This is a genomic window from Mesorhizobium sp. LSHC420B00 (assembly GCF_000503055.1).
In the GTDB taxonomy this organism is placed as follows: Bacteria; Pseudomonadota; Alphaproteobacteria; order Rhizobiales; family Rhizobiaceae; genus Mesorhizobium.
Map to the genome: position 1 here is coordinate 133,941 of NZ_AYVY01000006.1, position 25,826 is coordinate 159,766.

General features: G+C 61.5%; 24 protein-coding genes and 2 pseudogenes. 13 read left to right on the forward strand and 13 right to left on the reverse strand.

Annotation, left to right across the window (positions count from 1 at the left end; all coding sequences use genetic code 11):
- Positions 1–33: 33 nt before the first annotated feature.
- The 3 genes from X760_RS51910 to X760_RS51920 all read right to left on the reverse strand — a co-directional run bounded on the left by X760_RS51910 (position 34) and on the right by X760_RS51920 (position 2,448).
- Positions 34–1,125: an LLM class flavin-dependent oxidoreductase gene (locus tag X760_RS51910; protein WP_023718650.1), complete on the reverse strand. Its 1,092-nt coding sequence runs from the start codon at positions 1,123–1,125 to the stop codon at positions 34–36.
- A 52-nt stretch (positions 1,126–1,177) separates the two neighbouring features.
- Positions 1,178–1,687: a flavin reductase family protein gene (locus tag X760_RS51915; protein WP_023718651.1), complete on the reverse strand. Its 510-nt coding sequence runs from the start codon at positions 1,685–1,687 to the stop codon at positions 1,178–1,180.
- A 95-nt stretch (positions 1,688–1,782) separates the two neighbouring features.
- The gene (locus X760_RS51920; RefSeq protein ID WP_023718652.1) at positions 1,783–2,448 is read right to left on the reverse strand and encodes an aldolase; all 666 of its coding nucleotides are present in this window, start codon (positions 2,446–2,448) and stop codon (positions 1,783–1,785) included.
- Positions 2,449–2,602: 154 nt separating this feature from the next.
- On the opposite strand from X760_RS51920, the gene ltnD reads away from it, so the two are divergent.
- From ltnD to X760_RS74575, 5 genes and pseudogenes are all read left to right on the forward strand, one after another.
- On the forward strand, positions 2,603–3,532 hold the full coding sequence (gene ltnD, locus X760_RS51925; protein ID WP_023718653.1) for an L-threonate dehydrogenase: 930 nt from the start codon (positions 2,603–2,605) through the stop codon (positions 3,530–3,532).
- 13 nt (positions 3,533–3,545) lie between these two features.
- Positions 3,546–4,328: a 2-oxo-tetronate isomerase gene (otnI, locus tag X760_RS51930; RefSeq protein WP_023718654.1), complete on the forward strand. Its 783-nt coding sequence runs from the start codon at positions 3,546–3,548 to the stop codon at positions 4,326–4,328.
- Positions 4,325–5,593 (forward strand): 3-oxo-tetronate kinase, encoded by a 1,269-nt coding sequence (gene otnK / locus X760_RS51935; protein ID WP_023718655.1) that lies wholly within the window; start codon positions 4,325–4,327, stop codon positions 5,591–5,593. Before otnI ends, otnK begins: the two co-directional genes overlap by 4 nt.
- A 97-nt stretch (positions 5,594–5,690) precedes the next feature.
- Positions 5,691–6,509 carry an SDR family oxidoreductase gene (locus X760_RS51940; RefSeq protein ID WP_245278569.1) on the forward strand — a complete coding sequence of 273 codons (819 nt, stop codon included), beginning with the start codon at positions 5,691–5,693 and terminating at the stop codon, positions 6,507–6,509.
- A pseudogene (locus tag X760_RS74575) lies at positions 6,499–6,878 on the forward strand (SDR family oxidoreductase). Before X760_RS51940 ends, X760_RS74575 begins: the two are co-directional and overlap by 11 nt.
- A 604-nt stretch (positions 6,879–7,482) precedes the next feature.
- Here the strand turns inward: X760_RS74575 and X760_RS51945 are convergent.
- The 8 genes and pseudogenes from X760_RS51945 to X760_RS51970 form a co-directional block, all read right to left on the reverse strand.
- Positions 7,483–8,670 (reverse strand): recombinase family protein, encoded by a 1,188-nt coding sequence (locus tag X760_RS51945; RefSeq protein ID WP_245278570.1) that lies wholly within the window; start codon positions 8,668–8,670, stop codon positions 7,483–7,485.
- Positions 8,642–8,713: pseudogene (locus X760_RS79075) on the reverse strand (hypothetical protein); the annotation flags it as partial. The gene X760_RS51945 and the pseudogene X760_RS79075, both read right to left, overlap by 29 nt.
- The gene (locus X760_RS77890) at positions 8,683–9,201 is read right to left on the reverse strand and encodes a recombinase family protein (protein ID WP_023718660.1); all 519 of its coding nucleotides are present in this window, start codon (positions 9,199–9,201) and stop codon (positions 8,683–8,685) included. The gene X760_RS77890 and the pseudogene X760_RS79075, both read right to left, overlap by 31 nt.
- 812 nt (positions 9,202–10,013) lie before the next feature.
- A complete protein-coding gene (locus X760_RS79080) occupies positions 10,014–10,436 on the reverse strand; it encodes an aquaporin (protein WP_023718661.1) in 423 nt (140 codons plus the stop codon).
- Between the two features lie 602 nt (positions 10,437–11,038).
- Entirely contained in the window at positions 11,039–12,682 is a 1,644-nt protein-coding gene (gene groL / locus X760_RS51955) for a chaperonin GroEL (protein WP_023718662.1), read from the reverse strand.
- A 56-nt stretch (positions 12,683–12,738) separates the two neighbouring features.
- Positions 12,739–13,995 (reverse strand): 5-aminolevulinate synthase, encoded by a 1,257-nt coding sequence (hemA, locus tag X760_RS51960; RefSeq protein WP_051409649.1) that lies wholly within the window; start codon positions 13,993–13,995, stop codon positions 12,739–12,741.
- 172 nt (positions 13,996–14,167) lie between these two features.
- Positions 14,168–14,410: a hypothetical protein gene (locus X760_RS51965; protein ID WP_023718664.1), complete on the reverse strand. Its 243-nt coding sequence runs from the start codon at positions 14,408–14,410 to the stop codon at positions 14,168–14,170.
- An 80-nt stretch (positions 14,411–14,490) separates the two neighbouring features.
- Complete coding sequence (locus X760_RS51970; RefSeq protein ID WP_023718665.1) at positions 14,491–15,096, reverse strand: SCO family protein; 606 nt, start codon at positions 15,094–15,096, stop codon at positions 14,491–14,493.
- A 181-nt stretch (positions 15,097–15,277) separates the two neighbouring features.
- Between X760_RS51970 and X760_RS51975 the strand changes: the two genes are divergently transcribed.
- From X760_RS51975 to X760_RS52000, 6 genes are all read left to right on the forward strand, one after another.
- A complete protein-coding gene (locus X760_RS51975; protein ID WP_031193906.1) occupies positions 15,278–15,991 on the forward strand; it encodes a carboxypeptidase regulatory-like domain-containing protein in 714 nt (237 codons plus the stop codon).
- 90 nt (positions 15,992–16,081) lie between these two features.
- Positions 16,082–17,227: a metallophosphoesterase gene (locus tag X760_RS51980; RefSeq protein WP_023718667.1), complete on the forward strand. Its 1,146-nt coding sequence runs from the start codon at positions 16,082–16,084 to the stop codon at positions 17,225–17,227.
- 11 nt (positions 17,228–17,238) lie between these two features.
- A complete protein-coding gene (locus X760_RS51985) occupies positions 17,239–17,700 on the forward strand; it encodes a hypothetical protein (RefSeq protein WP_023718668.1) in 462 nt (153 codons plus the stop codon).
- 145 nt (positions 17,701–17,845) lie between these two features.
- Positions 17,846–19,288: a cbb3-type cytochrome c oxidase subunit I gene (locus X760_RS51990; RefSeq protein WP_023718669.1), complete on the forward strand. Its 1,443-nt coding sequence runs from the start codon at positions 17,846–17,848 to the stop codon at positions 19,286–19,288.
- The gene (locus tag X760_RS51995) at positions 19,285–20,949 is read left to right on the forward strand and encodes a cbb3-type cytochrome c oxidase subunit II (RefSeq protein ID WP_023718670.1); all 1,665 of its coding nucleotides are present in this window, start codon (positions 19,285–19,287) and stop codon (positions 20,947–20,949) included. Before X760_RS51990 ends, X760_RS51995 begins: the two co-directional genes overlap by 4 nt.
- A gap of 151 nt (positions 20,950–21,100) precedes the next feature.
- A complete protein-coding gene (locus X760_RS52000) occupies positions 21,101–21,325 on the forward strand; it encodes a hypothetical protein (RefSeq protein ID WP_023718671.1) in 225 nt (74 codons plus the stop codon).
- A gap of 156 nt (positions 21,326–21,481) precedes the next feature.
- On the opposite strand, the gene X760_RS77660 is transcribed toward X760_RS52000, so the two are convergent.
- Positions 21,482–21,682, reverse strand: coding sequence for a hypothetical protein (locus X760_RS77660; RefSeq protein ID WP_210164495.1), 201 nt, complete (start codon positions 21,680–21,682; stop codon positions 21,482–21,484).
- Here X760_RS77660 and X760_RS52015 point away from each other — a divergent pair.
- On the forward strand, positions 21,632–22,360 hold the full coding sequence (locus X760_RS52015) for a sulfite exporter TauE/SafE family protein (protein WP_031193909.1): 729 nt from the start codon (positions 21,632–21,634) through the stop codon (positions 22,358–22,360). The genes X760_RS77660 and X760_RS52015 overlap by 51 nt on opposite strands.
- 56 nt (positions 22,361–22,416) lie before the next feature.
- Positions 22,417–24,543 (forward strand): cation-translocating P-type ATPase, encoded by a 2,127-nt coding sequence (locus X760_RS52020; RefSeq protein WP_023718675.1) that lies wholly within the window; start codon positions 22,417–22,419, stop codon positions 24,541–24,543.
- Between the two features lie 8 nt (positions 24,544–24,551).
- Here X760_RS52020 and X760_RS52025 read toward each other — a convergent pair whose 3' ends face one another.
- Complete coding sequence (locus tag X760_RS52025; protein ID WP_023718676.1) at positions 24,552–25,820, reverse strand: NAD(P)/FAD-dependent oxidoreductase; 1,269 nt, start codon at positions 25,818–25,820, stop codon at positions 24,552–24,554.
- Positions 25,821–25,826: the final 6 nt, after the last annotated feature.

The window sequence follows — 25,826 nt, forward strand, 5'->3', positions numbered from 1 at the left end:
CAAGTAGTTTGTTGGCTGAGCAATTGAGACCGCTCAACTCGCCTTTCTCGCCAGCCTGGGTGTCACGCCGAGAGCTTCGATAGGTCCCACTTCCTTCTCGATCAGGGGCACGACTTCGTTCTTGAATCGAACGAGCGAGCGATGCGCCAACTCGATTGGCATGCAGCCGAAGGAGAAGTTGCAGGTGTAGTTGCTTGGATTGAGACGTTTGATGTCCGCGACCATCTTCTCGGCAACGGCGTGCGGATCGCCTACCACCATGTTGTCCGCATATTGGTCGAGCGTGTACTCGCCTTCGAACGTCTGGTTGCTGATGTAGCTGTTGTCGTCCAGCGGCGGCGAGGCTTGGCGCAGATAATGCGCCATACGCCCCACGTACCGGGCCCGCTCCGCCACGACCAATGCCTCGCTGCGGCTGTCGGTTATGGCCAGGTACTGCATGATCGCCAAGGGCTTGGTCGAAGGCTGCTCGCCGATGGATGTCCAGGCGTCGTTGAGCCCGTCGACCATCTTGTAGAGCACGGGCGATCCGAGCGTGCTGGCTGCAAGGAACGGGACCGCCTTCCACTTCTTGAAGCGATCGAGAAGCTTCGGGTGGGAGGAGGTCACAAAAATCGGGGGAAGAGGCTTCTGCTGGGTGCTGATCGCGAAGCTGGTCTTGGGGAGGGAAATGTACTTTCCCTTGTACTCGACCTCGCCATCGACGAGCGCTCTTTCGATGACGTCCCAATACTCAAGGAAAACGTCGACCCTGTCGTCCAGCACGATGTTGTAGCGATCAAACTCATAGCGCTGATAGCCGGTACCCAGGCCGATGACGAGGCGGCCCTCGGTCTGTGTGTCGGCGACCGCGATCTCCTGGGCGACACGAAGCGGATTGTAGAGCGGCAGCACGATAACGCCCGGGCCTAGCTTGATCCGCTTGGTCCATCCGGCCGCGTAGGAACACATCATCAGCGGCGACGGCGAACTCGAATAGTTGGCGAAATGGTGTTCGGCGAACCACGCGACATCGAAGCCGAGCTCATCGGCGGTCTCCACCATTTTGCGGGTATCGCGCATCACGCCCTGGGCACCGTCGGGATGATCGCGAAGCGTCATCAGGTTAAAAAGGCCAAGCTGCATTCATTTGCTCCTAAGATCCCTCGGCGACGGCTGTCGACGTTGGTAAACAGTCCTATCCAGCCTTCTGCAGGACCATGGGTGAAGTCAGCGCGTAGGCGCCGTTATGGTAGATCAGCGGGTCGACATCGGAGGCAAATGCCACCCCTGCGACCCGCCCGATGATGATGTCGTGCGTGGCATAGGAGATCGCCTGATCCATCTCGCAGAACAGGTTCGCCTGCGCGCTTGCCAGGTAGGGGATGCCGTCCTTTTCGGTCCACTCGCCAATGTCGAAACGCCTCTCGGACGGCCGTCCGCCACTGAAAGAGTTGGATATGTCAGCCTGCGAGGCCCGAAGCACGTTGATGCAGTATTGCCCCTCTTCCTTGAGCGGCACATTGATCGACGAGTTGCGGTTGACGCACGCAAGGATCGAAATGGGAGCGAAGCTGAGCGGCGTGACCGACGTGACGGTAATGCCATACCGGCGCCCGTCGTGCCTGCACGAGATCACGCAGACCGTCGACGCCACGCGCCGCATCGATTGCCGGAAATGCTCGGTACTCAGGTCCTGCGAGAGCATTATTTGCTTCCTTGTTCCCATCTTCAAAATTGCAGATTGTCTACAATCTGTCAATGTGTTTTTGGACCACCCCGCTCCAGACGAAACTGCCTTGTTTAATGGTGGTCGTGCGCTCCGTCAGGGCCCGGGAGCGGGAATTGCCTGGCCAGATCCTCGACTTGCTCCGCAGATAGATATCGCGGGTTGAGACCGCGCAGCAGAAGGTACAGCTTTGCTGTTTCCTCGAGTTCCTCGATCGCAAAGACGGCGCCCTCAAGGTCCTTGCCGGTCACGACCGGCCCATGGTTGGCCAGCAGGACCGACGTATATTTGCCGGCCAATCCCTTGATGGCCCCGGCGACCGCCGGATCGCCCGGCCTGAAATACGGCACCAGCGCCGTTCGGCCAGCGCGCATGAGATAGTACGGCGTCATCGGCGGCAGCACCGACTTCGGATCGATCTCGGGAAGCATCGTGACGGCGACCGAATGCGTCGAATGCAGATGCACCACAGCCCGAGATCCTTTGACTGTGTCGTAGAGCGCGGAATGCAGGGGGATCTCCTTCGTCGGCTTGTCGCCCGAGACAAGATTGCCCTTTGCGTCAAGGCGGGAAATGGACGCTGGATCCAGAAATCCGAGCGACGCGTTTGTCGGGGTCACAAGCCAGCCGCCTTCGTCGAGCTGAACAGAGATGTTTCCCGAGGAACCGGGGGTGAGTCCGCGATCGAACAGCGACCTGCCGAAGCGGACAATCTGTTCACAGAGTTTCGTCTGATCCATATCACCCGAGATTCTAGGCGCATGGCACGAAGCCAAACGCACTGAGCTTACCCACGGACGCCAACCTGAAAATCTCAAAAGTGCGGCGACAGCCCGTTGCAGATTGTAGATAATCTGCATTATGATTGGATTGAAAGCAAGAGGTTGGATACGCATGTCTGCTGGCAAAAGCGCGGAAAAATCAAACGTCGCCGTCATCGGGTTGGGCTCGATGGGGTTTGGCATGGCGAGTTCGCTTGTGCGACGCGGACACGCGGTCGTCGGCTACGATCCCTCCGCGACCGCTGCGGAAAGGCTGGTTGCAAGCGGCGCGCGGATAGCGGAATCACCGAGCGAAGCTGTTGCCAATGCGAGCGTCGTCCTCTGCGTCGTCGTGAACAGCGCGCAGACCGACGCGGTGCTTTTCGGCGACGGCGGCGTGTTCCCGGTGATGCCACCGGGCTCGGTATTCATTTCGTCAGCGACCATGGCGCCGTCGGAGGCAAAACGCCTGTCCTCGCGCCTCGCGGAGCGCGAAATCCTCTATCTCGACGCCCCGATCTCGGGCGGCGCAGCGAAAGCCGCGAACGGCGCCCTGACGATCATGGCGTCGGGCAGCCCGAATGCCTTCGCACGGGCGCGGCATGTCCTGGATGCGGTCGCGGCGAAGGTCTATCGCCTGGGCGACGAACCCGGCATCGGCGCTTCGGTGAAAATGATCAACCAGCATCTGGCAGGAATCCATATCGCGGCCGCATGCGAGGCCATGGTGCTCGCATCCAAGCTCGGCTTGGACCTCTCCACTGTCTACGAGGTCATAACCGCGTCCGCGGGAAACTCCTGGATGTTCGAGAACCGTGTCCCGCATATCCTCGATGGCGACTACAGGCCGCTGAGTTCGGTTGAAATATTCGTCAAGGATCTGGGCATTCTCCAGGACATGGCTCGGGCCGAACGATATCCCGTGCCGCTCGCAGCGGCGGCCCTCCAGATGTATCTCGCGACCTCGGGCGCAGGCATGGGACATGACGACGACGCGTCGGTTGCACGCACCTATGCCAAGTTGTCCGGCGCATCGCTGCCAACAGCCAAGGCGGCATCATGATCGATCTCGCCGCATGATACGCTTCGCCGCCAACCTCACCATGATGTTCACGGAATGGTCGTTCCTTGACCGCTTCGAGGCTGCCGCGGAAGCCGGCTTCGGAGCCGTGGAATTCCTGTTCCCCTATGAATTCGCACCCGAAACCGTAGGCAGCCGACTGAGGGCATGCGAACTCGAACTGGCGTTGTTTAATCTTCCTCCCGGAGACTGGGCTGCGGGCGAACGCGGCATCGCTGCCCTGCCGCATCGCTTCGAAGAGTTCCAGTCAGGCGTCGACAAGGCGCTGGACTACGCCCCGGCGACTGGCGTGCGCTCCCTCCACATGATGGCCGGCCTTGCGGACCCGTCAGACGCAGAAGCGTTGAGAAGCTACAGGCGTGCCGTGGACTTCGCCGGATCGAAGCTGGCCGCCCAAGGCCTGAACCTTCTGTTGGAACCGATCAACGGCCGCAGCATGCCCGGTTATTTCCTGAACGACTTTGCGCGTGCCGCAGCATTTATTGAGGAACTCGATCACCCGAACGTCAGGCTTCAGTTCGACGTGTTCCATCGACAGATCATGCATGGTGACATCACCGAGAGCTTCCGGCATCTGCAGCCGCTCATCGGGCACGTCCAGATAGCTGGGGTGCCTGCACGGCACGAGCCGGATACCGGCGAGGTCAACTATCGGCACTTCTTCGAACAGCTTGAGACGAGCAATTATTCCGGTTTCGTCGGCTGCGAGTATCAGCCCGCTGGCGAGACGAAAGCTGGCCTTGGCTGGTTTGCGCCGTATAGGGGGCGCAGGCAGTGACGGTCATTCTCGCAGCCATAGCCGACGACTACACCGGGGCCTCAGATCTTGCGAACACCTGGCGCAAATGCGGCCTTCGAACCGTCCAGACCATAGGAGTCCCGGTCGATAGCCGTCTGTTCGAAACGATTGATGCGCTTGTGGTCTCGCTGAAGATCCGTTCCGTGCCGGCTGTCGATGCGGTCGCAAGTGCGCTCGCCGCCGAGGAATTGCTCCGGCGGATCGGCGCCCGCCACGTCATGTACAAGATTTGCTCGACCTTCGATTCGACCGATGCGGGCAATATCGGTCCGGTTACCGATGCGTTCATGGAGCGGGCTGGACAGGACTGGACCGTGGTTACGCCGGCGTTTCCGGAAACCGGACGCACCGTCTACAAGGGGCACCTGTTCGTCAACGATGTCCCACTCAACGAAAGCGCCTTGCGGCACCATCCTTTGAATCCGATGCATGACGCCAATCTTACGCGTGTTCTTGCGAGGCAATCCAAGCACGCTGTTCACAGTCTCGACTGCCAGACGGTCGCACTTGGCCTGGAAAGCTGCAGAGCGAAGATCGCCGCAATGCCTGGCCGGCGGAAATCGATCATCGCCGACGCCATCCGGGACAGCGATCTCGATGTCCTCGGCCAATTGGCGTCCGGCGGCGCCGTTTCGACGGGTGCGTCCGGACTTGGCTACGGACTCGCAAGGGCCGCTCTGGCCGCACGCCCAGCCCGGGGATCAATGGCTAACCTTGCTGCTGTCGGTGGCCGATCGGCGGTCATTGCCGGCAGCTGTTCCGCCCGGACACTGGAGCAGATCGATGCCGCCGAAAGACATATGCCGGTGCTACGCCTTGATCCGCAGCGCATTGTCTCCGGCGGCGGCGGCGCCGTCGAAGAGGCCCTTGAATTCGCTCGACGGCAGCTCGCGGCTGGGCCAGTGCTCATCGCGTCCTCCGGCAGCCCCGATGCGGTTGCAGCCCTCCAGCGGCAGCACGGCAAGCACGAGGCCGGGCAGACGATCGAGAACGCCTTGGCGGAAATCGCCATCGGGCTCGTCGACGCCGGCGTTCGGCGGCTCGTGGTGGCGGGAGGCGAGACCTCGGGCGCCGTGGTGGACAAGCTGGCGATCGGCTCGTTCGAGGTCGGCGATGAACTTGCCCCCGGCGTCCCGATGCTGCGCACCATCGGATACCCGGGAGGCGAACTGATGATGGCACTCAAATCCGGCAATTTCGGCGACGTAAACTTCTTTGCGGAAGCGCTTGCGAGGCTCGATTGAAAACGAAGAGAGGATACGACGGCCGAAAGGAACGTGGGTCGGGCTGATCCGTCGGTTTCGGCTCTGGCCGCCTGATAGACAGGGTTGCTTTCTCTCTGTGAGCGACCCCCGAGCCAGCCGCTTACAATTTAGTACCAACATCAACGATCGGAGAACCATCATGACCAGTAGCTTTGAGGGCAAAACCGTCGTCGTGTCAGGAGCGGCGGGAGGTGTCGGCCGGGCTGCAGTTTCACTTTTCATCGAAAACGGTGCCAAGGTATGCGCAACAGATCTCAACCCGGCCGTCGACGAACTGGAACGAGACTCGCCCGATCATGTCGTCGCGGTTGCCGCTGATGTCACCAAGGTCGCTGACGTCGAGAAAATATTCACGACGGCAGAACAGCGGTTCGGTCCGGTCGACGTGCTCGTCAGCAACGCCGGCTTCATCATTTCGAAGTCCGCTCACGAAACCAGCGAGGATGAGTGGGACGCTGTCATGAATGCGAACGCCAAATCCTTCTTCCTGATGTCGAGGCGCGCGCTGCCTTCGATGCTCGCGCGTGGCCACGGTTCGATCGTCGCGACGGGATCCATTTCAAGCGTCGTCGGCTTGCCGCAACAGGCAGCCTATTGCGCGGCCAAAGGCGCCCTGCTTCAACTGGTACGACAGATGGCCGTAGATTATGCTTCCCGAGGCATCCGTGTGAACGCTGTTGGAGCAGGATCAATCAATACGCCGTTCCTGACTCGCTACCTCGAAGGCCTGGACGACCCAGCCGCAGGCGAGGCGGCCATCAAGAGCGCCCATCCCATTGGCCGCTGGGCCGAACCTAGTGAAATCGCCGATGCCCTTGTCTATCTTGCTGGTCCGAACGCGTCATTCGTGACAGGGCATATCTTGATGGCCGACGGCGGCTACAGTGCCCGGTAGCATCATTGTCATCTCAAGCCTCGCCGGCCTGCGTGGTGGCGAAGGTGCGGGGCAGAACATCAGCTACACCGTCGCCAAGCATGCGCAGGTCGGCGTGGTCTGCGCGGCGGCCCGGGCGCTCGCGCCGCGCGGCATCCGCGTCAATGCCTCAATCCAGGTCCGATCCACAACACGTTCCAGCACGAAATCGAGAACCGCATCAGCGCGATCAGCGGCGTCAATGTCACGGAGGCGGTGAACAAGGCCGTTCCGTTGCAGCGCCACTCCGACCCTGACGAGGTGGCCAGCGTCGCCCTCTATCTGGCATCCTCAATGAGCAGCTACGTTACCGGCCAGGTGCACGTGGTGGATGGTGGCCTGGGGAGTTGACCCGATGCGAGCGGGAACGGCCGATAGTGAACCTCACCATCGGGTGCGCACGACACTCCCATCGCTGACCTTGGATGCAAGAATTCGGAGAGCAAGCCCTGCCTCCCAAATTTGTAGTTGGATGGGCTCTCTATTGCGCGAATGGCTGGAGACGAACGCCTATCTCCCGGTGCGTCCCATCGAGGAGAGAATCGACGGGAGCGAATAGTAGCGATGACGCCGTCCTCATTCGTCTTTCCAAACGACGCACCGCGTTGATCTTCGCGCCGGCGGTCGTCGGCGCTCTAAGAAAGATGGCGTATAACCCGCAGTCCTGCGCGCGTCCGCAACAGTGGACAGTTGTCGCGCGCGGGACGGAGGAAATTCGCCCCCGCCGCGGGCGGTGAACGGGACAGCCGTAGGAGCGTCAGCATAGCGCCGGCCGCAGACCGAGACGCGGGACCGACTGTACCCGTCCGCGGCGGTCCGCATTTTTTGCGTCACGATGGAAGCCGACCGGGCGAAATCGCGCACAGTTCCAGTTCTCGACAAGTCCGGCGGCTGATCGGCGACGACGGTCTGCCTTCGGCGACCAAAGGCATTGTCGCCGCTCGACTTATCTCGCTCAGCCGCAGCAACGAAGCCGGAACTGGTGGTTCGATGAGTGGGGGGAAAGGCGGTAGCGCTCTCCCGCTACCACCCTAAACCCACTATCGTACGTAATAGTGGGATCTTGCCTGTGGCGCTCCTCGGCCACCGCGCGTTCTCCAGCATACCGCGCTTGGGGGAATGTGTTGCCGCCGATGAGGGCGGCAAGCTTGCCTTTGACCTCGATCTCAATATCCTGTCGCGGCCCTTTGGGATGAACCGTCACACAATGAACGAGCGCGCGGAAGCTCTTGACCAGCACGCCCCGATCGTCATCCGCCTCGGCGTGATGAGCTAAGACCGAAGCGAGCTCATCGACCGTTTTGACATACTTCTCTATCGCTGCCGGATGCAGAGTAAGGGTCGATGGCGCCTCTTCAAGACTGGCAAGTTCTGCCTCCGCCTCGATGCGTCGATCTTTCAACTCGGCGATACGCTCTCGGGCGTCGTCATCACCAATAATTCCCTTGACCACCAGGTCAATGCTGCGTTGTCGCTCGGCTTCAATCCGTGCGATCTTTGTCTCAAGGGTGACCCGAACGTTGGACGCACGGGCTGCTAGCCGTTGACGCTCTTCATTATAATTCCGGACGTAGATCTCAATGAGACGCGGGTCCTTCAGCTCGTCACGCATTCCATCCAATACAGCATTCTCCACGCTCCGCAGGTAAACTATGCGACGATTGGGACAGCTGCCGCTCTCACGAACTGTCGAGCAGCGGATTCGTGTTTTGCCAGTCTTGTCGCGATCGTGCACCGACATGCCCGAACCGCAGCAGCCACATCGCAACAGGCCCGAGAGGAGATGCGGTGGCCGACGTTTCACGTTCAATTTCAGACGAGATCTTTCTGTCTTCAAGTCCTGCGCGCGTCGCCATATCTCTTCGTCAACGATACGCAGGTGTGGGACATCAATCGTCTGCCACTGGTCGCGGCTATTCGGACGGGACAGACGCCTGCCGGTATCTGGGTCCTTAACCATCCGAACCTTGTTCCAGACGATGCGCCCAAAATAGAGCTCGTTCAAAATCAGCCCCGCGCCGCGTTGTGCGTTTCCGTTGATGGTAGAGGCGTTCCAACGAGTGCCGCGAGGCGGACAAAACCCCCTCGCGATTGAGATCTTGTGCGATTTCGCGTGGTGGCCGGCCAGAGGTGTAGGCCGCAAAGATCCGGCGAACTACCTCAGCCTCCTCTTCAACGATCTCCAGTCACCGGGACGCCCAAGAACTGCCCGATACCCGAATGCGCGACCGCCGGCGTGGCGCCCGTCGCGAACCACTCCGGCCATTCCTCGACGTACCTTTTTTGCGCCATCCTCGCGCTGCATCTGGCCCACCAAACCTCGTATTCCGATCAAGATTGCGTCAGCTGTGCCGTCGTGAACAGCTTGGATCTCGATCCCTAGGAATGACAGTCGTTTGTGCAGTCCAGCGAGATCCTCCATGTCGCGCGAAAGGCGATCGAGTGCCTCAACAATGACGACATCAAACTTTCGTTCGCGCGCCGCATCCATCAATCTCATGAGGCCGGCACGGCCAAACATCGAAGCTCCCGAGCGAGCTTTGTCCTCGTAAGCCGCAACCACATCAAGCTGATGCCGTGCTGCATACGCGCGACAAAGGACGATCTGGTCATCGGTGGATTTCTCGTTCTGCAGCTCGGTCGAGAACCGGGCGTAAATGGCTGCGCGTATCATTCACGAACCTCGCCGTTGCAGCCAATTGCTTCGACGACATCCAAGTTAGGTGTCGAAGCAGATAGCCTCACAGCGAGATGATCGCGCCTAGCGTCGGCAATCGCAAGAGCTTCCACGAACTGAACTAACGTGGGATCGAGCGCATGCTCCAACGCCTGACGCATGCAAGCACTTGGCCCCGCAGCATTCCGTTTGTTCTCCGACTGTTTCATCGGAGTGAAGGATGTGAGGCCGTGCGGTGCTAAGGAAGAGGGCCAGGCGCATGGTCGTACAGATCGGATGCGACGACGTGTGAAAAGGACAGCCGCCAGCAAGATCATCTGCTGAGTTTGTTGGACACTTGCCACCTGGATGCGGCCAACCCGCTGATTGTCGATCCGAAGCCATAGGTTCAAATCACGGACTGGCTTCGACCGTTGTCCTAGCTCGCCCCGACGGGTCGCACTGCGGCCGTCAGCCGGCAATTGCTATGAACTAGGAAACCATCATGCCTGAAAATATCAGACTAACTTCGAGAGACGTCCCCCTCATTCAGCTAGGCCTCTATCAGTGCCGCTTCCCGGTGAGCGAAGACCCGTCAGTACCCGGCGGTTATCGTTTTTGTGCTGGGCCAACTTCGCCGGATCGCGTCTACTGCGATCATCACCACAACATTGTGACCGCCGTGGACCCTCGTCGAGCCCGCTCGGGTCTCCACCTCGCTCAACGACGCGTCGCGTCAGTCTGACTGGCGGCGGCCTCCCGGCCAGGCGCTATGCGCCCCAAGGCCTTGGCTACGACCTTTCCGTCGGCTCGGTCTGGCCCATCCTCCCTTATGCCGTCTTCGCCGATGTATCCCCGGTCGCCCGATTGAGAACGACGACTTCTCGCCGAAGCGATCGCTTCGGAATGCCGTCGTAGCCCGACCGGAAGCTCAGTGTGCTTTTGTAGAGGTCGAGGTCCAATCCAACGTCTGGACTCCACTGGAGTGCCTGCACTCGAGAGCGATTGGCTCTGCGGCAGCCGATAAGGACCAAATGCGCCATCTGTAGACCTTCGTTGAGGACTGCGGCGATGTGGGAAACAGGATACAAAGTGGCCCTTGTGGGAGGCGTCCACGGCGTGACGGCCGGATTGAGGTGCGCGCCCGAGAGTGGCCCAATCGCGTAAGCCAGGGCGGTTACAGCGATGCCGAAGCTGAGGCCGATGCCAAGCGACCGAGCCGGCAGCAGCCCGCCAAAACCGCCTGTCACCACTGACGCGCAGCCGAAGACAAGAAGGTGCCGAAAAGCTCGGCGGCGACGCTTTCATGAGCATATCCCCTTGGAATTGTGAGGCCTCACTCTTCACGACTTGGAGCCGAATGCAGTGCGCCGCTGCGGCCATGGACCGGATTTGTTTGCCGCAGCGCAGCGGGTAGCCACTGCGCGCGCGGACAACCGTCCGCCACGACAGTAAGCGGAAGATGCGGCTGTGTGCAGCTAGATCTCTACCGCACACGGACGGATAGGATACCAAGCGACGCGCTTGCCGGGTGGCGTCAGACGCGGTTGGGGGGATTTTTTCGATCGAGACCCGATGATCCTGAACTTCGCGCAGGCCCGCGATAGTCTCGGCCAGAACGCGCGATGCAGCCCGGTCCTCTTTGGACGATAGGCACCCCAAAATTGAACCACCCCGCCTGTCACCGTCACGTCGGAATCGCCGACCGATGATCATGGCTCAGCCGGGAGTGCCTCCAGGAGTTGATCCCGAATACTGCTGTGTTGGCCGCGGTTCGGACGAGTGGGCTTTCTCTAGCAGTCGCCAGCGGCGATCCAGTCCGGACACTTCGGTGCTTCCGCCGCCCGCAATGCGCTCAGAAATCCATATCCATGTCGTGATGATGATGCTCGTGACCGGGAAGCTCCGGCGGCGGCGGGCCAGGCACTTCGGCCACCATGACTTCCGTTGTAAGGAGAAGACCCGCAACCGAGGCCGCGCCCTGGAGCGCCGTTCGCACCACCTTGGCCGGGTCGATGATGCCCTTTGACACCAGATCCCCGTACACGCCCGATTGGGCATCGTAGCCATAGGCGTTGTCGTCGTTTTCGAGGATCCCGGCGATGACGACCGAGCCTTCCAGGCCGGCATTGATCGCGATCTGCCGAGCCGGCCAGGTGATCGCCTTCCTGACGATCGCGATGCCGACCTGCTGGTCCTCGTTGCCGCCCTTGAGCTTCTTAAGCGCCCTGCCGGCGCGCAGCAAGGCGACCCCGCCGCCCGGGAGAATGCCCTCTGCGACCGCGGCTCTTGTCGCGTTCATCGCGTCATCGATGCGATCCTTCTTTTCCCTGACCTCGACTTCGGTGGCACCGCCGACCCGGATCACGGCGACGCCACCGGCGAGCCTGGCCAGCCGCTCCTGGAGCTCCTCGCGGTCGTAATCGGAGGTGGTTTCCGCAAGCTCGAGCTTGATCTCAGCGATGCGGGCCTCGATGCTTGCCCGCTTGCCGGCGCCGCCGACGATCGTGGTGTTTGCCTTGTCGATCATCACCTTCTTGGTGCGCCCGAGCATATCGAGGGAAGCATGCTCGAGCTTGATGCCCAAATCCTCCGAGATCACCGTTCCGCCGGCCATCAGCGCGAGATCCTGCAGCATCGCCTTGCGGCGGTTTCCGTAGGCCGGCGCCTTGACTGCTGCAACCTTGAGAGCGCCGCGCAACTTGTTGACCACCAGCGCCGCAATCACCTCACGCTCGACATCCTCGGCGATGATGAGCAGCGGCTTGCCGGCCTGCACCACCTTCTCCAGCAGCGGCAGTATTTCGTTCAGGCTGGACAGTTTCTTCTCACTGATGAGGACATAGGCATCCTGCATCTCGACCCGCATCTTTGCGCGATTGGTGATGAAATGGGGCGAGATGTAGCCGCGGTCGAACTGCATGCCCTCGACGAATTCGAGTTCGGTTTCGAGCGACGTCCCGTCCTCGACAGTGATCAGGCCGTCATTGCCGACCCTCTTCATGGCGTCGGCTAGGCAGCGGCCAATCTCCCTATCGCCGTTGGCCGAGATGGTGCCGACTTGCGCAATTTCGACGTTCGAGGTGACCTTCGTGGCGTTGTTCTTGAGTTCCGCGACGACGGCTTCGACCGCGAGATCGATGCCGCGCTTCAGGTCCATGGGATTCATGCCGGCGGCCACCGCCTTGGCGCCCTCCCGGACGATCGCATGCGCGATCACGACGGCGGTGGTCGTGCCGTCGCCGGCCTGATAGGAAGTTCTTGTTGCGATCTCGCGCACCATCTGGGCGCCCATGTTCTCGAACTTGTTGTCGAGTTCGATTTCTCTGGCGACGGTCACGCCGTCCTTCGTGACCCGCGGCGCGCCGTGCTCCCTACCGATCGCGACGTTGCGCCCTAGCGGGCCAAGCGTGACGCTCACCGCATTCGCCAGGGTGTCAATGCCGCGCAGCATTCTGTCGCGAGCCTCGAACGAGAACATGATTTCCTTGGCAGCCATTTCCTTGAACCTTAAGACCCGGAACGTCCGGGCAACGGCGAAGCTTCATTCGCCGCTCAGGCGAGATTGTCGCGTGGCAGCCCGAGCCGATTCCAGACATCGAACAGAGCTGCCGCGAGCCGATCAATCATGATGTCCTCATGACAGGGTGTCGGCGTGATGCGCAGCCGCTCAGTTCCCTTCGCCACGGTCGGATAATTGATCGGCTGGATATAGATGCCGTGCTCGCTCAGGAGCAGGTCGCTCGCCGCTTTGCAATGCGCCGGATCGCCGACAGCCACCGGAACGATATGGGTGTCGCCCAGGATGACCGGCAGCGCAGCGGCCCCTAGCGCCGCCTTGACCCGCCGGACGCGGTCCTGCTGGCGCTTGCGCTCCCACTGCGAGGCTTTCAGATGCCTGATCGCCGCTGTGGCCGCGGCGCAGATCGCCGGCGGCAACGCGGCGGTGAAGATGAAACCCGGAGCATAGGAACGAATCGCATCGATCAGCACAGCACTTCCCGTGATATAGCCGCCGAGGCAGCCGAAAGCCTTGGCGAGCGTGCCTTCGATCACATCGATCCGGTTCATGGCGCCGTCGCGCGCAGCGATGCCGGCGCCGCGGGGGCCGTAAATGCCCACAGCATGGACCTCGTCGAGATAGGTCATTGCGCCGTAACGATCGGCGATGTCGCAAATGCGATTGATTGGCGCGACGTCGCCGCCCATCGAATAGAGACTTTCGAAGACGATGAGTTTTGGCCGATCCGGACCCGCCGCCTTCAACAATTCCTCGAGATGATCGACGTCGTTATGGCGGAAGATGCTCTTCTCCTTACCGGACTGGCGGATGCCCTCGATCATCGAATTGTGGTTGAGCGCATCGGACAGGATCAGACAACCGGGGATCAGCTTGGCGATGGTCGAGATGCCAGTCTGGTTCGAAACATAGCCGGACGTGAGGACCAGTGCCGCCTCCTTGCCGTGGAGATCGGCAAGCTCGCCCTCGAGCTCTACGCGCGGATGGCTGGTGCCGGAGATATTGCGCGTCCCGCCGGCCCCCGTTCCCAGGCGGGTAGCAGTCTCCACCATCGCGGCGACCACCTTTGGGTGTTGCCCCATCCCGAGATAGTCGTTGGAGCACCAGATCACGACGTCCTTCGGTCCACGCGGGGAATGCCACACGGCATTGGGAAAGCGTCCGGCGATGCGCTCCAGGTCCGCGAACACACGGTAGCGCCATTCCCCCTGCAGACGCGCGATCGCATCCGCAAAGAAACCGTCATAACTCGTAATGCCTGGCTCCAAGATACCGCCTTGCCCATCGGCCATATCGCCCGCATCTCCGGTCATCGGAGGTCCAAATCGTCGCGGCGCAATGACGTTCTTTACGCCGCCAGATTTGCCGGTGTGCAACGCTGTGGGTTCCGCCATCGCCGATTCCCCTGCTTGCATACGAATTATGTCGAAGCGCGATCCACGCCGATCCCGCTCGCATCGTTCCTCACGACCCGCGTTCAGGAAGGTCGAAGTTGAGCTGCAACATTCGCGCTATGTTTATCAGAATCGTCTCGCAGACCTTATCTTGATTAGGATCCAGATATTTGACAGTCCAGTTTGCCCCGTTCTCCTTGGTTTCGAGCCGCTGAATCACAAAATCGGTGACGTCCCCGCATCCCGGCTCCTTATGAAGATCCGCGAGGATCAATGCCTTAAGCTCCGAAGCTTCCTTTGTATGTCTTTGCATGGCCGCTCTCCTTCCGGAAGACAACTTTCTATGGATCGATCAACTGCATAATCGTGATCTGCGTCATCCCAGGGATCGTGTCATCGCACCAGTTCACCCAACCTAGCGGCAATGCCGCTGCTTGGTGTGTCAGAGTCTAGCCCCTCCACGAATTGCCCCTGTGGGTTCATGATGTAGATGTAGGTGCCGTGATCCATTAGGTAGTCGTCACCGCCCGCTTCGCCCTGGCGCGCCACGCCGTAGGCGCCATATGCCTCCGAAACCGCAGCGATTTGTTGTGCGCTGCCGGTCAGCCCTACGATGCGCGGATCGAACGCCGCGGTAAAGCTTCCCATCACCTCAGGCGTGTCGCGTTCGGGATCGACGGTGATGAAGAGCGGTTGCAGTTTTGCGGCGTCGGGGCCGAGTTCCTCAATCGCCGCGGCGATTTCGGACAGAGTCGTCGGACAGATGTCGGGACAAGACGTATAGCCGAAGAAAACCAGCAGCCATTTGCCGCGATAAGTCTCATCGGTGACCGTCGTTCCGTCCGGCGCCGTGAGCGTGAATGGGCCACCGACCGTCACAGGCGCCGTGTCAGCTCGCACGAGCGGTTGGCAGATCGACAGGGCCGCTGCGAATATGATGCAGAAGAGGGGATGCGGACCGTAGGCCCAGGGGCGGAGGAGTCGATGCCGTCGCTTCATCAAGGACCTCCGGCACTTCGAGAATGACGCGCCAAAACCCCCGCGTGTGTTTGTGATTAACAAACTCGCCTAAACCAACCCACTTTATCATATTTTGTTGCTGGATGGCTAGACATGGCACTGGTTTGGCTCTATTTTTGAGAGTTGCCCCTCATCTCTCTTGAAGGAGGTGGCTTTTATGATGATTCGCGAATTGATGAGCGGACTAGCGGCGATCTCTTTCGTTGCGATAATGTCCGCGTCTGCGCAAGCCTACGAAGTGGGTCCGGTCACGGGAGGCGGAACGATCGAGGGTACGATCGTCTACCGCGGCGACGTGCCGACAACAAAGATCATCCCCACCAAGAATATCGAGGTGTGCGGCGACCCCCGCGAGGAGCCGCTGATCGAAGTCGGCAGCGATCAGGCCGTGCTGAACGCGGCGGTGCAGCTGGTCGACGTGGCACAGGGAAAGGCCTGGCCGCAGCCCGGAAAGCTGCCTGAACTTAACAACCTCAAATGTCGCTTTGAGCCCGCGGTGCAGATGATACCGGCCGGTTCGTTGGAGGTGGTCAACAGCGACCCAGTGCTCCACAACACCCACGGCTATTATGGCAAGCGCACCGCCTTCAACCTGGCGCTGCCCAATAAGGGCCAGCGCATACCGGTCGAACTGAAGCGTGCCGGCACTGTCCGCATCGATTGCGACGCGCATGGCTGGATGGAGGGCTGGGTCTATGTGGTGGACAATCCCTACTACGCGGTCACCGGCGCCGATGGCAAATTCAGCATAACCGATGTTCCGCCGGGGGACTACAAGCTCGTGGCGATCCATCCCTTCACCGGGCCCATCGAGCAGCCCGTCACGGTAGAGGAGAATAAGGCCACCAGTCTGACGATTGAACTGAAAAAATAACAAAATGGGCGACCCACTGATTCAACAGGGTCGCGTTCCTGCGAGAAGACCGACGCTTTAAGAAACGGTCTGCACTGAGGAGGAACCCTGATGTCTGACGAGCTTGACCGCATTCGGCGCGAAATGCATGCGGTGCTGCAGCAGCCTGGCGTACGCCCCGACGACTCGCTCCAAATCACCCGCCGCACCTTCATTCACAGATCGCTGCTGTTCGGCGCTGCTTCCGTCGGCCAGACCTTCGCGTGGTGGCCGCTGCTCAACACCATCGACGTCGCTCACGCCGCCGAAGCGCCCTTCAAGTTTGCCTGGATTTCGGACACCCATCTCTACGAGAGATCGCTCAACACGCGCTTCGTCGACAAGGTGGTGCGCGCCGTGCAAGAGGTCCAGGCCATGGATCCGCCGGCCGACTTCCTGATCTTCGGCGGCGACCTGGCCCAGCTCGGAAAGATCGAGGAACTTGAGCTTGGCGTTGAGCTCCTCAAGGATCTGACGATCAAGAAATACTACATCCCGGGCGAGCATGACTGGTATCTGGATATGGGCCAGAAGTGGGGCGAGTTGTTCGGCCAACCCAACTGGACCTTCGATCACAAGGGCGTGCGCTTCATTGGGCTCGATACGGTCAGCCGGGGACCGGACTACTGGACAGCGAAGAAGATGACGCCAGAGGAGCGCATGGGCCATATGGCTACCCTCGACGGCACGGTTGCCGGCGCGTGGGCCGGCGTCGGCCGCGACCAGCTCGACTGGATGCAGAAGACACTCGCCGACTGGGATAAGTCCAAACCGATCGTCATCTTCAGCCATAATCCGCTGTACGAGTACTACCCGCCCTGGAACTTCTGGGTGCGCGACTGGCGCGAAGTGAATGACGTGCTGAAGCCTTATACCAAGGTCACCAACATCCACGGTCACGTGCACCAGGTGCTCTACAACGAGATCGGCAGCATGCGCTCGATCGGCATGCTGGCGACCTCCTGGCCGTGGCCGTATGCGCCGGAAGGCTTGCCCAAGCTTACCAAGCCGATGATCCGTGTCGATCCGGGCGATCCCTTCGACGGGGTCGGTTGGGAAACCGTGAACGTCAACGCCGACGATAAGGTCGATGTCGAGTACATCATGTGGGGCCGCAAGGAGGTGTTCGTCCAGTCGCCGGAGGACCACGACAAGAGCATTGCGGAGGTCATACGGTCACGCATCGCCGACAAACAGTACCCATGGGCAAATCCATAACGGTGGTGGCTATGATAAACACATCGACATTCCTCTGCATTCTGAGGCGTTCCATCGTCGCCGGAGCAGTCGTCGCAGCTGCCGTCGTCGGGCCGGCCAGTGCCAACAAGGATCCGGTAACGCCAAAGCAGCTGAAACTCTATCAAGAAGCGTTCATGGAGGAGGTCAGGAAAGGAGACCTCCTGTTCCATGGTGATGCGGCGATGAAGGAGCAGTTGGGCGTCAAGCTGTCGACCACCGGGTGGGCCTGCGCCATGTGCCATCCGATGGCCTCCGATACCCACCCGCAGGCGTTCCCGAAGTTCCAGGCGTCGATGGCCAAGTTCGCGACACTGCGCGACATGATCAACTGGTGCATCGAGAAACCGAGCCAGGGCGAGAAGATCGATCCCGAATCGGAGGCGATGAAGGCGCTCGAGGCGTACATCACCTGGTCGAACAGCGGCTCGGTGTTGGTGCCAGGCAAATACTAGTCTCGTCGATAGCCGGGGCACCGGCTTCAGGGAGCGCGAAGCGAGTCCGCCATCGGAGTGACACCTCGATGGGGAACGGTGGGCTTAAAGCAGTCGTGCGGCCCTTGAACCGCGCGGGGAGGGCCATGCGTTGGCAGAGACTGCGATGGAGCTGCGCGGCAAGTTCGCGAATGTGGACCTGGATGCGCTGGTCGACAAACGGGTCGTGCGGACCTGGCTTTATTTCGGCATGTTCTGGCTGATGGTGACGCCATCCGTCGGCGTCATGATCTCGGGCACCTTCAACTACCCCGACTATCTCGGATCGGGGAACCTCGAGCTCACCTTCGGCCGGCTGCGCCCGGTCCACGTCAACGGTGTCATCTTCGGCGCCTTCTCGACGCTTTTCATCGGCCTTTGCTACTATCTCGTGCCGCGTCTGTCGGGGGTGCGGGTGATATGGTCGGAGTGGTCGGTTCTTCTCGCATGGGTCTGGAACGTCGCAACGCTTGCCGGTTTGGTCGGCTTGCTGCTCGGCGACAGTGACGGTTTGGAAGCCGGAGAGCTTCCGCTCTACGCGAAGGTCGCATTCTTCATCGTGGTGGCTGTTGCTACCGCGCAGTTCCTGATCACGATCAGTCGAAGGCTGGAGCCGGCGATCTATGTCGCGCTATGGTACCTGATCGCCACTTTCGTGTGGACGACGATGAACTTCGTGCTTGGAAGCTTCATCCTGCCATACACGATCTCGGGCATCAACAGCGCCGCCTTCCATGGCCTCTATCTCCACTACATCGTCGGGCTGTGGATAACGCCCGCGGGCTACGTGATCATCTACTATTTCCTGCCGGTCAGCGCGCGAAATCCGCTCTATGCCCATAAGCTCTCGCTGGTAGGCTTCTGGTCCCTGGCACTGTTCTACCCGTTCGTCGGCATCCACCATTACCTCTACAGCCCGATCGCGGACTGGGCCGAGACCTTGGCCGTCGTCACGTCGATGCTGCTGATCATTCCGGTGTGGACGGTGCTGGTGAACTTCTTCGGCACCATGATGGGCAGGTGGCATGAGTTCGGCAGGAACTTGCCGGCGAAGTTCCTGATCATGGGCTCGCTCATGTATCTCGTCGGCTGCTTCCAGGGCTCGACCGAGGCGCTGCGGCAGCTGCAGCAGCCGACCCATTTCACCGATTTCGTCATCTCGCATTCGCATCTCACCGTGTTCGGCACCTTCGTCGTCTGGGCGATGGGGGGCCTCCTCTATACTTGGCCGCGGCTGTTCGGGCGCGAACTCTGGTCCTTCAAGCTCGGCAACTGGTCGTTCTGGCTGATCACCGTCGGCATCACGACCATGGGCCTGGTCCTCACAGCCGGCGGGCTGCAGCAGGGTTATCAATGGATGAATGGGGTCGAATGGCTCGACTCGCTCGTCTGGGTGAAGCCCTACTGGCTGGCGCGGACCCTGGCAGGCATCAGCATGGATATCGGTATGTCGCTGCTGGTGGTGAATCTGATGCTGACCGCACTGACCAGCCCGGCGGCTGAGGCGCGACGCGCCCGCGGGCCGGTGGAGGCGCCTATCCCGGCCCCGGCGGGAGGGCCCGCGCAGTGAACGTTCGCTTCTTCGCGCTGTTCGCCGGCGTCTTCTGCATCACCCTTGCGGTGATCACGCAGGGCGTGCTGCCCTTCGTGGAGCCGTCCTCGCGAACTACGCGCGTGACCTCGGTGGTGCGCACGGATTTCGGCCAGCTGAAATGGACGGTTTCAGAAGCGACGGACTACACCGAGCAGCAGCGTCGCGGCCGCAACATTTACCTGCGCGAAGGCTGCTGGTACTGCCATTCGCAATTCGTGCGGCCGGTGACCGGCGAGATCCGCCGCTGGGGACCGGTCAGCGAGGCGGGCGAATACGCCTATGACGTGCCGCACCTGTTAGGCACACGCCGGATCGGACCGGACCTGACGCGCGTCGGCCTGAAATACAGCGACGAATGGCACCTGGCGCACTTCTACAATCCGCGGATGCTGGTGCCGGACTCGATAATGGCGCCGTATCGCGGCCTCTTCCACGAGCCCGATGCAGCCGTCCGTATCGTTGACGACGGCGCTGGCAATCGGACCCTGGAAAGGACAGAGGTCACCAAAGGCCTGTTCGACTTCGACAGCAAGCAAGCGATCCAGCTGACGCCCAATGCGTACGGGTTGCTGTTCGTGCCGCTGAAGGCGCGCGAAAGAAAGCCGATCATCCTGACGCCGAACGACGAATACACAGGCGAAACCGTCAGCATCGCGGCGGAGACGGAATCGCTGGCGGCGCTTGTTTCCTACGTCCAGAAGCTCGGCACGAACCGGGGTAAATGGCGCGATCTTTTCGAGCCGCAAAGCCTGGAGGTCATGGATGCGACGATGCCGCGCTCCGAGGAATGGATTGCTTATGGCAAGGAAGTCTATGAGCGCCGCTGCATCGGTTGCCACGGTGCCAAAGGCGACGGCAACGGGCCGGCCGCCACCTTTATGTTTAACCAGCGGCCCAGGAATTTCACGTCCGCAGTCTTCAAGTTCAGATTGACAAAGGAGCCCCTGCCCACGGACGGCGACATGCTGCGCACCATTACTCGCGGCATCCGCGGCACGGCAATGCCCCCTTGGTACGAACTGCCGCTCAACGATCGCCTGGCGGTGATCCAGTACATTAAGTATGAGCTAGCGGTTGACCGTTCCAATCCCGCCAGTCCTTACGCTTTCTTCGTCGAGGAACCGCCTGGCCCACCGTTGTATATCGGGCGCCCGCCGACCCCGTCCCAGACGATGCTGGACCGTGGCAAGGAGGTTTGGCAGGTGGCGAAGTGCTGGGAGTGCCACGGCCAAGCTGGCAAGGGCGACGGCGAGAAGGCGGCGGGCCTTAAGGATGATATCGGGTTCGCCACCGTGCCGGCCGACCTCACCAGCGGCCAGTTCAAGTCTGGCCCGGCCGTCGAAGACATCTTCCGGACGATAACTACCGGCCTCAGCGGCACGCCGATGCCGTCCTATCGGGATGCCTTTCCGGACGAGGACCGGTGGGCGCTTTCCTATTTCGTGGTGGCGCTTTCCGCCTATAAAGACCCGCTCTCGCTGCAGCCGCTGTCGATCAAGAAGGAGACCCGCGCGGCGCTGAACGATCTGAAACTGGTCGCTGACAAGCCGGAGCGAGCCTATGTGCCCGATCCGTCGGTGCCGGCGTCCGGCCCGCCAGCTCCGCCTGGCGAGGAACAGGCGCCCACCGGAGGTTAGCGCATGCTCGGTTTTGAAGTCACCGGACCCTATGCGGGCGCCATGCTGATGAGCCTGGCGGCCCTGTTCTTGTTCATCTGGGGCGTCCTATCCGGCGCGTTGAGCGGCACCGATAAAGCCGCCAACGGGTTTTTTGAAAGGGAAATGGAGAATGAGCGATCTGCAGAGCAGCGATCCGGAGAGCCCGACGCATCCGGAACTGGATGTGCGTCAAAGCTCGCACCCTGAACTGGAGGACTATGCCGGCGGCCTGATACAGGCGCGTGTGGGATTCATTCCGCTATGGCTTCTCGTCGTCTACGTGCTGCTGTTCGCCTGGGGGCTGTACTACATGTATGTTTATTGGGGCGGGCTCGGGCCCGGCCGTCTGTTCTAAGTAGGCGGTCGCAAGGGCCAGTAAGACAGGAGTGATGGAGACGATGATAGCCAAAATTCTCCTTGGGGTCGCCGCATTGAACCTCCTTTTCCTGTGCTTCGAGCTGGCGATAAACGTGCTTCGTCTTTATTTCGGCTGACATAGGAGCAGCGGATGCTACATGATACCGTCTTCAAGCTTGCTGACGCCGGCTTGCCGCAGATGCTTGGCTTCCTCATCTATGGCGGCTGCACCGTCGGCTTTATCCTCTTTCTTTTGTATCTTGTGCGGCAATAGCGCCGCGTCCGCGCCACTGCGCAAACGCCAATGATGTACTACCTCGTGATCTTCGCCGCTGGATTTGCAGGCAGCTTTCATTGCATCGGCATGTGCGGCGGCTTTGCCTGCGCGCTGGGCCGCGATCAGCGAGGGGGAGGCGCAACCGTCCTTCGCCACCTGCTCTATAATACCGGCCGATTGACAACCTATTGCTTTCTGGGCGGGCTCGCGGGCGCGATCGGTCAGGTCATCTGCACCACGCAAGGGCTAACGGCGGCGCCGCTCTTGAACGGCTCCCTCGACATCGCCCAACGAATTCTCGCGATCGTCGCTGGCCTGCTCATGATTGCCATGGCGTTGCAGTTCTTCGGCTTGCTGCAGGTCTTTCATCGCCTTGCGATCGGATTTGGCGGCAGCACATTTGCATTGTCCCTGCGCGGTCTGTTGACGGCCCGGAGCAGCGCCGCACCCCTCGCCTTTGGCGTTTTCAACGGCTTCCTGCCATGTCCCTTGGTCTATGCCTTCGCCGCTCAGGCGGCGAGCACCGCCGGAGCGCTTCCCGGGTTTCTCGTCATGGCATCGTTCGGACTGGGAACCTTCCCCGCGATGTTGATGATGGGCGGCGTTGGCCGGATACTCGGGCCAGCCTGGCGGCGGCGCGGCGTGCGGCTGGCTGGTGGCTTTATTCTTTTGCTCGGTCTCATCACGCTCGGCCGTGGTCTCCTGCCTTCCGACGCGCATATCGGCCTTGCCTGGCCGGGCGGGCATCCCGCATGACTGCGCATGGCGATATCCTCTGTAGCCATTGTTCGCTCCCCGTCGGTCTGCGCCCGATGGAGCGCAGGCTCAACGGTGAGGCTTGCGCGTTCTGCTGCTACGGCTGTTGTATCGCCTTTCAGGTGAAGAGCGGCAGACACGAAGAGTGGGAAGCCGCCTGGCTTCTGATCCAGCTCGGCGTCGGAGGCTTTCTCTCCATGAATATCATGATGTTCAGCCTCCTCCTCTATTCGGACGCGTTCACCGGCGTCGATGCGGGCGTGCTGCCGTGGATTCACTTTTTGCTCTGGATCTTCGCCACGCCGGCGGTGGTGATTCTCGGCGGACCCTATCTGCGCGACATGTGGCTCAATGGCATTCAGGGACGAGTGACGTCGTCGGCACTCATCGTGCTTGGCGTCGCTGCCGCTTACCTCTATTCGGCATTTGCCGTGTTCGAGGGCAGCACGCATGTCTATTTCGACACCGCCGTGATGGTGCTGATGCTATTCACAGTTGGCCGCTATCTCGAGGCTGTTGGCCGCGCCAGGGCGGCGCGCGACCTCGAACCTCTTCTGGCCGCAGAAAGCGAGAGCGCGACCGCGGTCGATGGCGCGGCAGAGATCCGCCGTCCGGTGCGGGAGGTGACGGCCGGCATGCTGGTGCGGGTCCGGCCAGGCGAGCGCATTCCGGTCGACGGCGTGGTTGTCGAGGGGGAATCGAACACCGATGAAGCCGTGATTACCGGAGAAAGCCGGCAAGTGACAAAGCGCGCCGGCTCCAAGGTGATTGCCGGCAGTATCAATATCGACGGCCCGCTCCTGATCCAAAGCAGCGGTGACGGAACCGCAACCCGCTGGGCACGGATTTGCCGGTCGGTGCGCGAAGCGCTGGGCCGTCGCAGTCCAACCCAGCGCCTTGCCGATCGCGTCGTTGGCGTGTCCGTGCCGCTCGTCCTCGCCCTCGGCGGGCTGACGATCGTTTACTGGGCCCAGTCATTGCCGTTCGATCGGGCGTTGCTGATTGGCCTCTCGGTGCTGGTGGTTGCCTGTCCTTGTGCAGTCGGCCTCGCTGCTCCGATGGCGATATCGCTCGGCATCGGCCGGCTGGCGCGGCACGGCTGCCTCGTCCGCGACCCCGGCGTGCTCGAGACCCTGGCGCGTGTACGGTTGCTCGCCTTCGACAAGACCGGCACTCTGACGGCGGGCAAAGCGCGTCTCGTCGGCGTCGACCGCGAGGAGGTCGGCATCGACGAAGTACTGGCGCGCGCCGCCGGTCTGGAGCGCCATTCCGAGCATGGTCTGGCGCGGGCCATCGCGGCAGCCGCCGCTCAGCGGGGCATCACGCCGCTCGTCACCCGCGAGGTCCGGATGGTTCCCGGCCGTGGCATCCGCGGCAGCGCCGAAGGCCGGCCCGTGGCGGCAGGGAACGGCAGATTGATGAATGATCTGGGCTGGCCGCTTCCCCCGTCGCTGGCCGAGCGTGCGCGGTCGCTGGAGGCGAGCGGTCATTCGGTGGTCTATGTCGGTTGGGGCGAGCGGGTTCACGCCGTGCTGTCGCTCGATGATTCGCCGCTTCCCGAGGCGCAGGCCGCGATCGCGGCCCTGCGTGAGCGCGGGCTCGACGCCACGCTGTTGACCGGCGACTTGGCGCAAGCGGCGGAGCGGATCGCGGCCCTGGTCGGGATCAAGGACGTCCAAGCGGGCCTTTCGCCGGAGGCCAAACGGCTGGCCCTGGATCGGCTCCGCCATGACCACGATGCGGTGGCAATGGTCGGCGATGGACTGAATGACGGGCCAGTTCTGGCCGCCGCAGATGTCGGTATTGCCGTCGGCTCCGCCACCGATCTCGCCCGCGAGACTGCGGCGCTCGTGCTGCCTGCGGACGGATTGTGGATGCTGCCCTGGATCGTCGACGTGGCCCGCGCGGTGCGCAGGACCATCTTGACCAACCTTATGTGGGCGTTCGGTTACAATCTCGTCGCCCTGACGTTCGCAGCATTCGGACTTCTGCAGCCAATCCTTGCGGCGGCGGTCATGGCCGGCTCGAGCATCCTCGTGGTGGTGAATTCGCTGCGGCTGGAGCGGCTGCCCGATCCTGTTGCAACGCTGATCCCGGAGCAACGATCCGGCGCCGAGGCGGAGCGCGCCCAGAATGGTGCCGGCATTTCCGCAATGGCCGGCCCGGCCGTCGAGCGGAGTTGAGTTTCGTTTCAGCCAAACACGTCGTGCGTGAAGGCGTCGTACCAGCCTTCCGCCGCGCGCGCTGCCTGCCGGCGGACCTCGGAGCTTTCCTCGACCTTGCTGACGAAGCTGATGACGCTCTTGAGCTTTCCGTCGACGGGCTTGAAGCTGATGGCGTTGCTGAACGCATCGTCGGGGGCGAGATAGGTGTAGCAGGTGTTGAACAAATGCGCCGGGAAACGCGCTGATCCGGTGAGATCGGCCGCGATGGCAAAGGCGCAGGCTTTGGCCTGGCTGTTGGCGCAGAAGGCGGATTTCGGCATATCCCCGCCGATGATCGCGTCGCCGACCAGATGGACGCCGGGCTGCAGCGCCGATTCGAAGGTGACCGGATCGACCGGACACCAGCCCGACTGATTGGCGAGCCCTGCCTGCTGCACCAAGCGCCCGGCCATTTGCGCCGGGATGACATTGGCCACCGCGGCCTTGAATGTTGCTCCCTCGGTGATCACCGACCGGGTCTTCGCGTCGATCGCCGTGACCCCGCCAGTGAACTGGGCCGGTAGCCATTCGATCATTCCCGGATAGTGGCGGTTCCAAGCGTCCTGGAACAGGTCCTGCGCGTTGAAGCTGTCTTTCGAATCGAGGATCAGAATTTTGGCCTTGGGTTTGCTGCGCTGGAAATAGGAGGCGATGAGCGAAGCGCGCTCATAGGGGGCGGGCGGACAGCGAAATGGATTCGGCGGGACGACGATGACGAATAGGCCGCCGTCCTCCATGCTTTCCAATTGCTGGCGCAACAGGCTGGTTTGCGGCCCTGCATTCCAGGCGTGCGGCATGATCTCCATCGCAGCTTCGTCATAGCCCCTAAGCGCCCGATCCCTGAATGCGATGCCTGGCGCAACAACGAGACGGTCGTAGCTGAGCTTCGAACCGTTGTTCAGCGCAACGGTTTTCGCCGCCGGGTGAATCGCTTCAGCGGACTCATGAATGACGGTGATGCCATATTGTTTTGCCAGCGCTTCATAACCATGACTGAGCGATTTGAACGGGCGGAGCCCGGCGAGATAGAGATTGCTGAAGAAGCAGGTCGTGTAGCTCTGTCGCGGTTCGACCAGGGTCACCTCGATAGCCGTGGCGCTGACGGCGAGATATCTGGCGACCGTTGCGCCGCCGATGCCGCCGCCGATCACGACGACACGCGCCTTGGCCTGGCCCCGCGCCTTCGGCTGGTTGAGCGCCGTTAGCAACGCTGCTCCAGTCAGGCGGCCGAACTCGCGACGCGTCCAGAATTTCATGGCGCG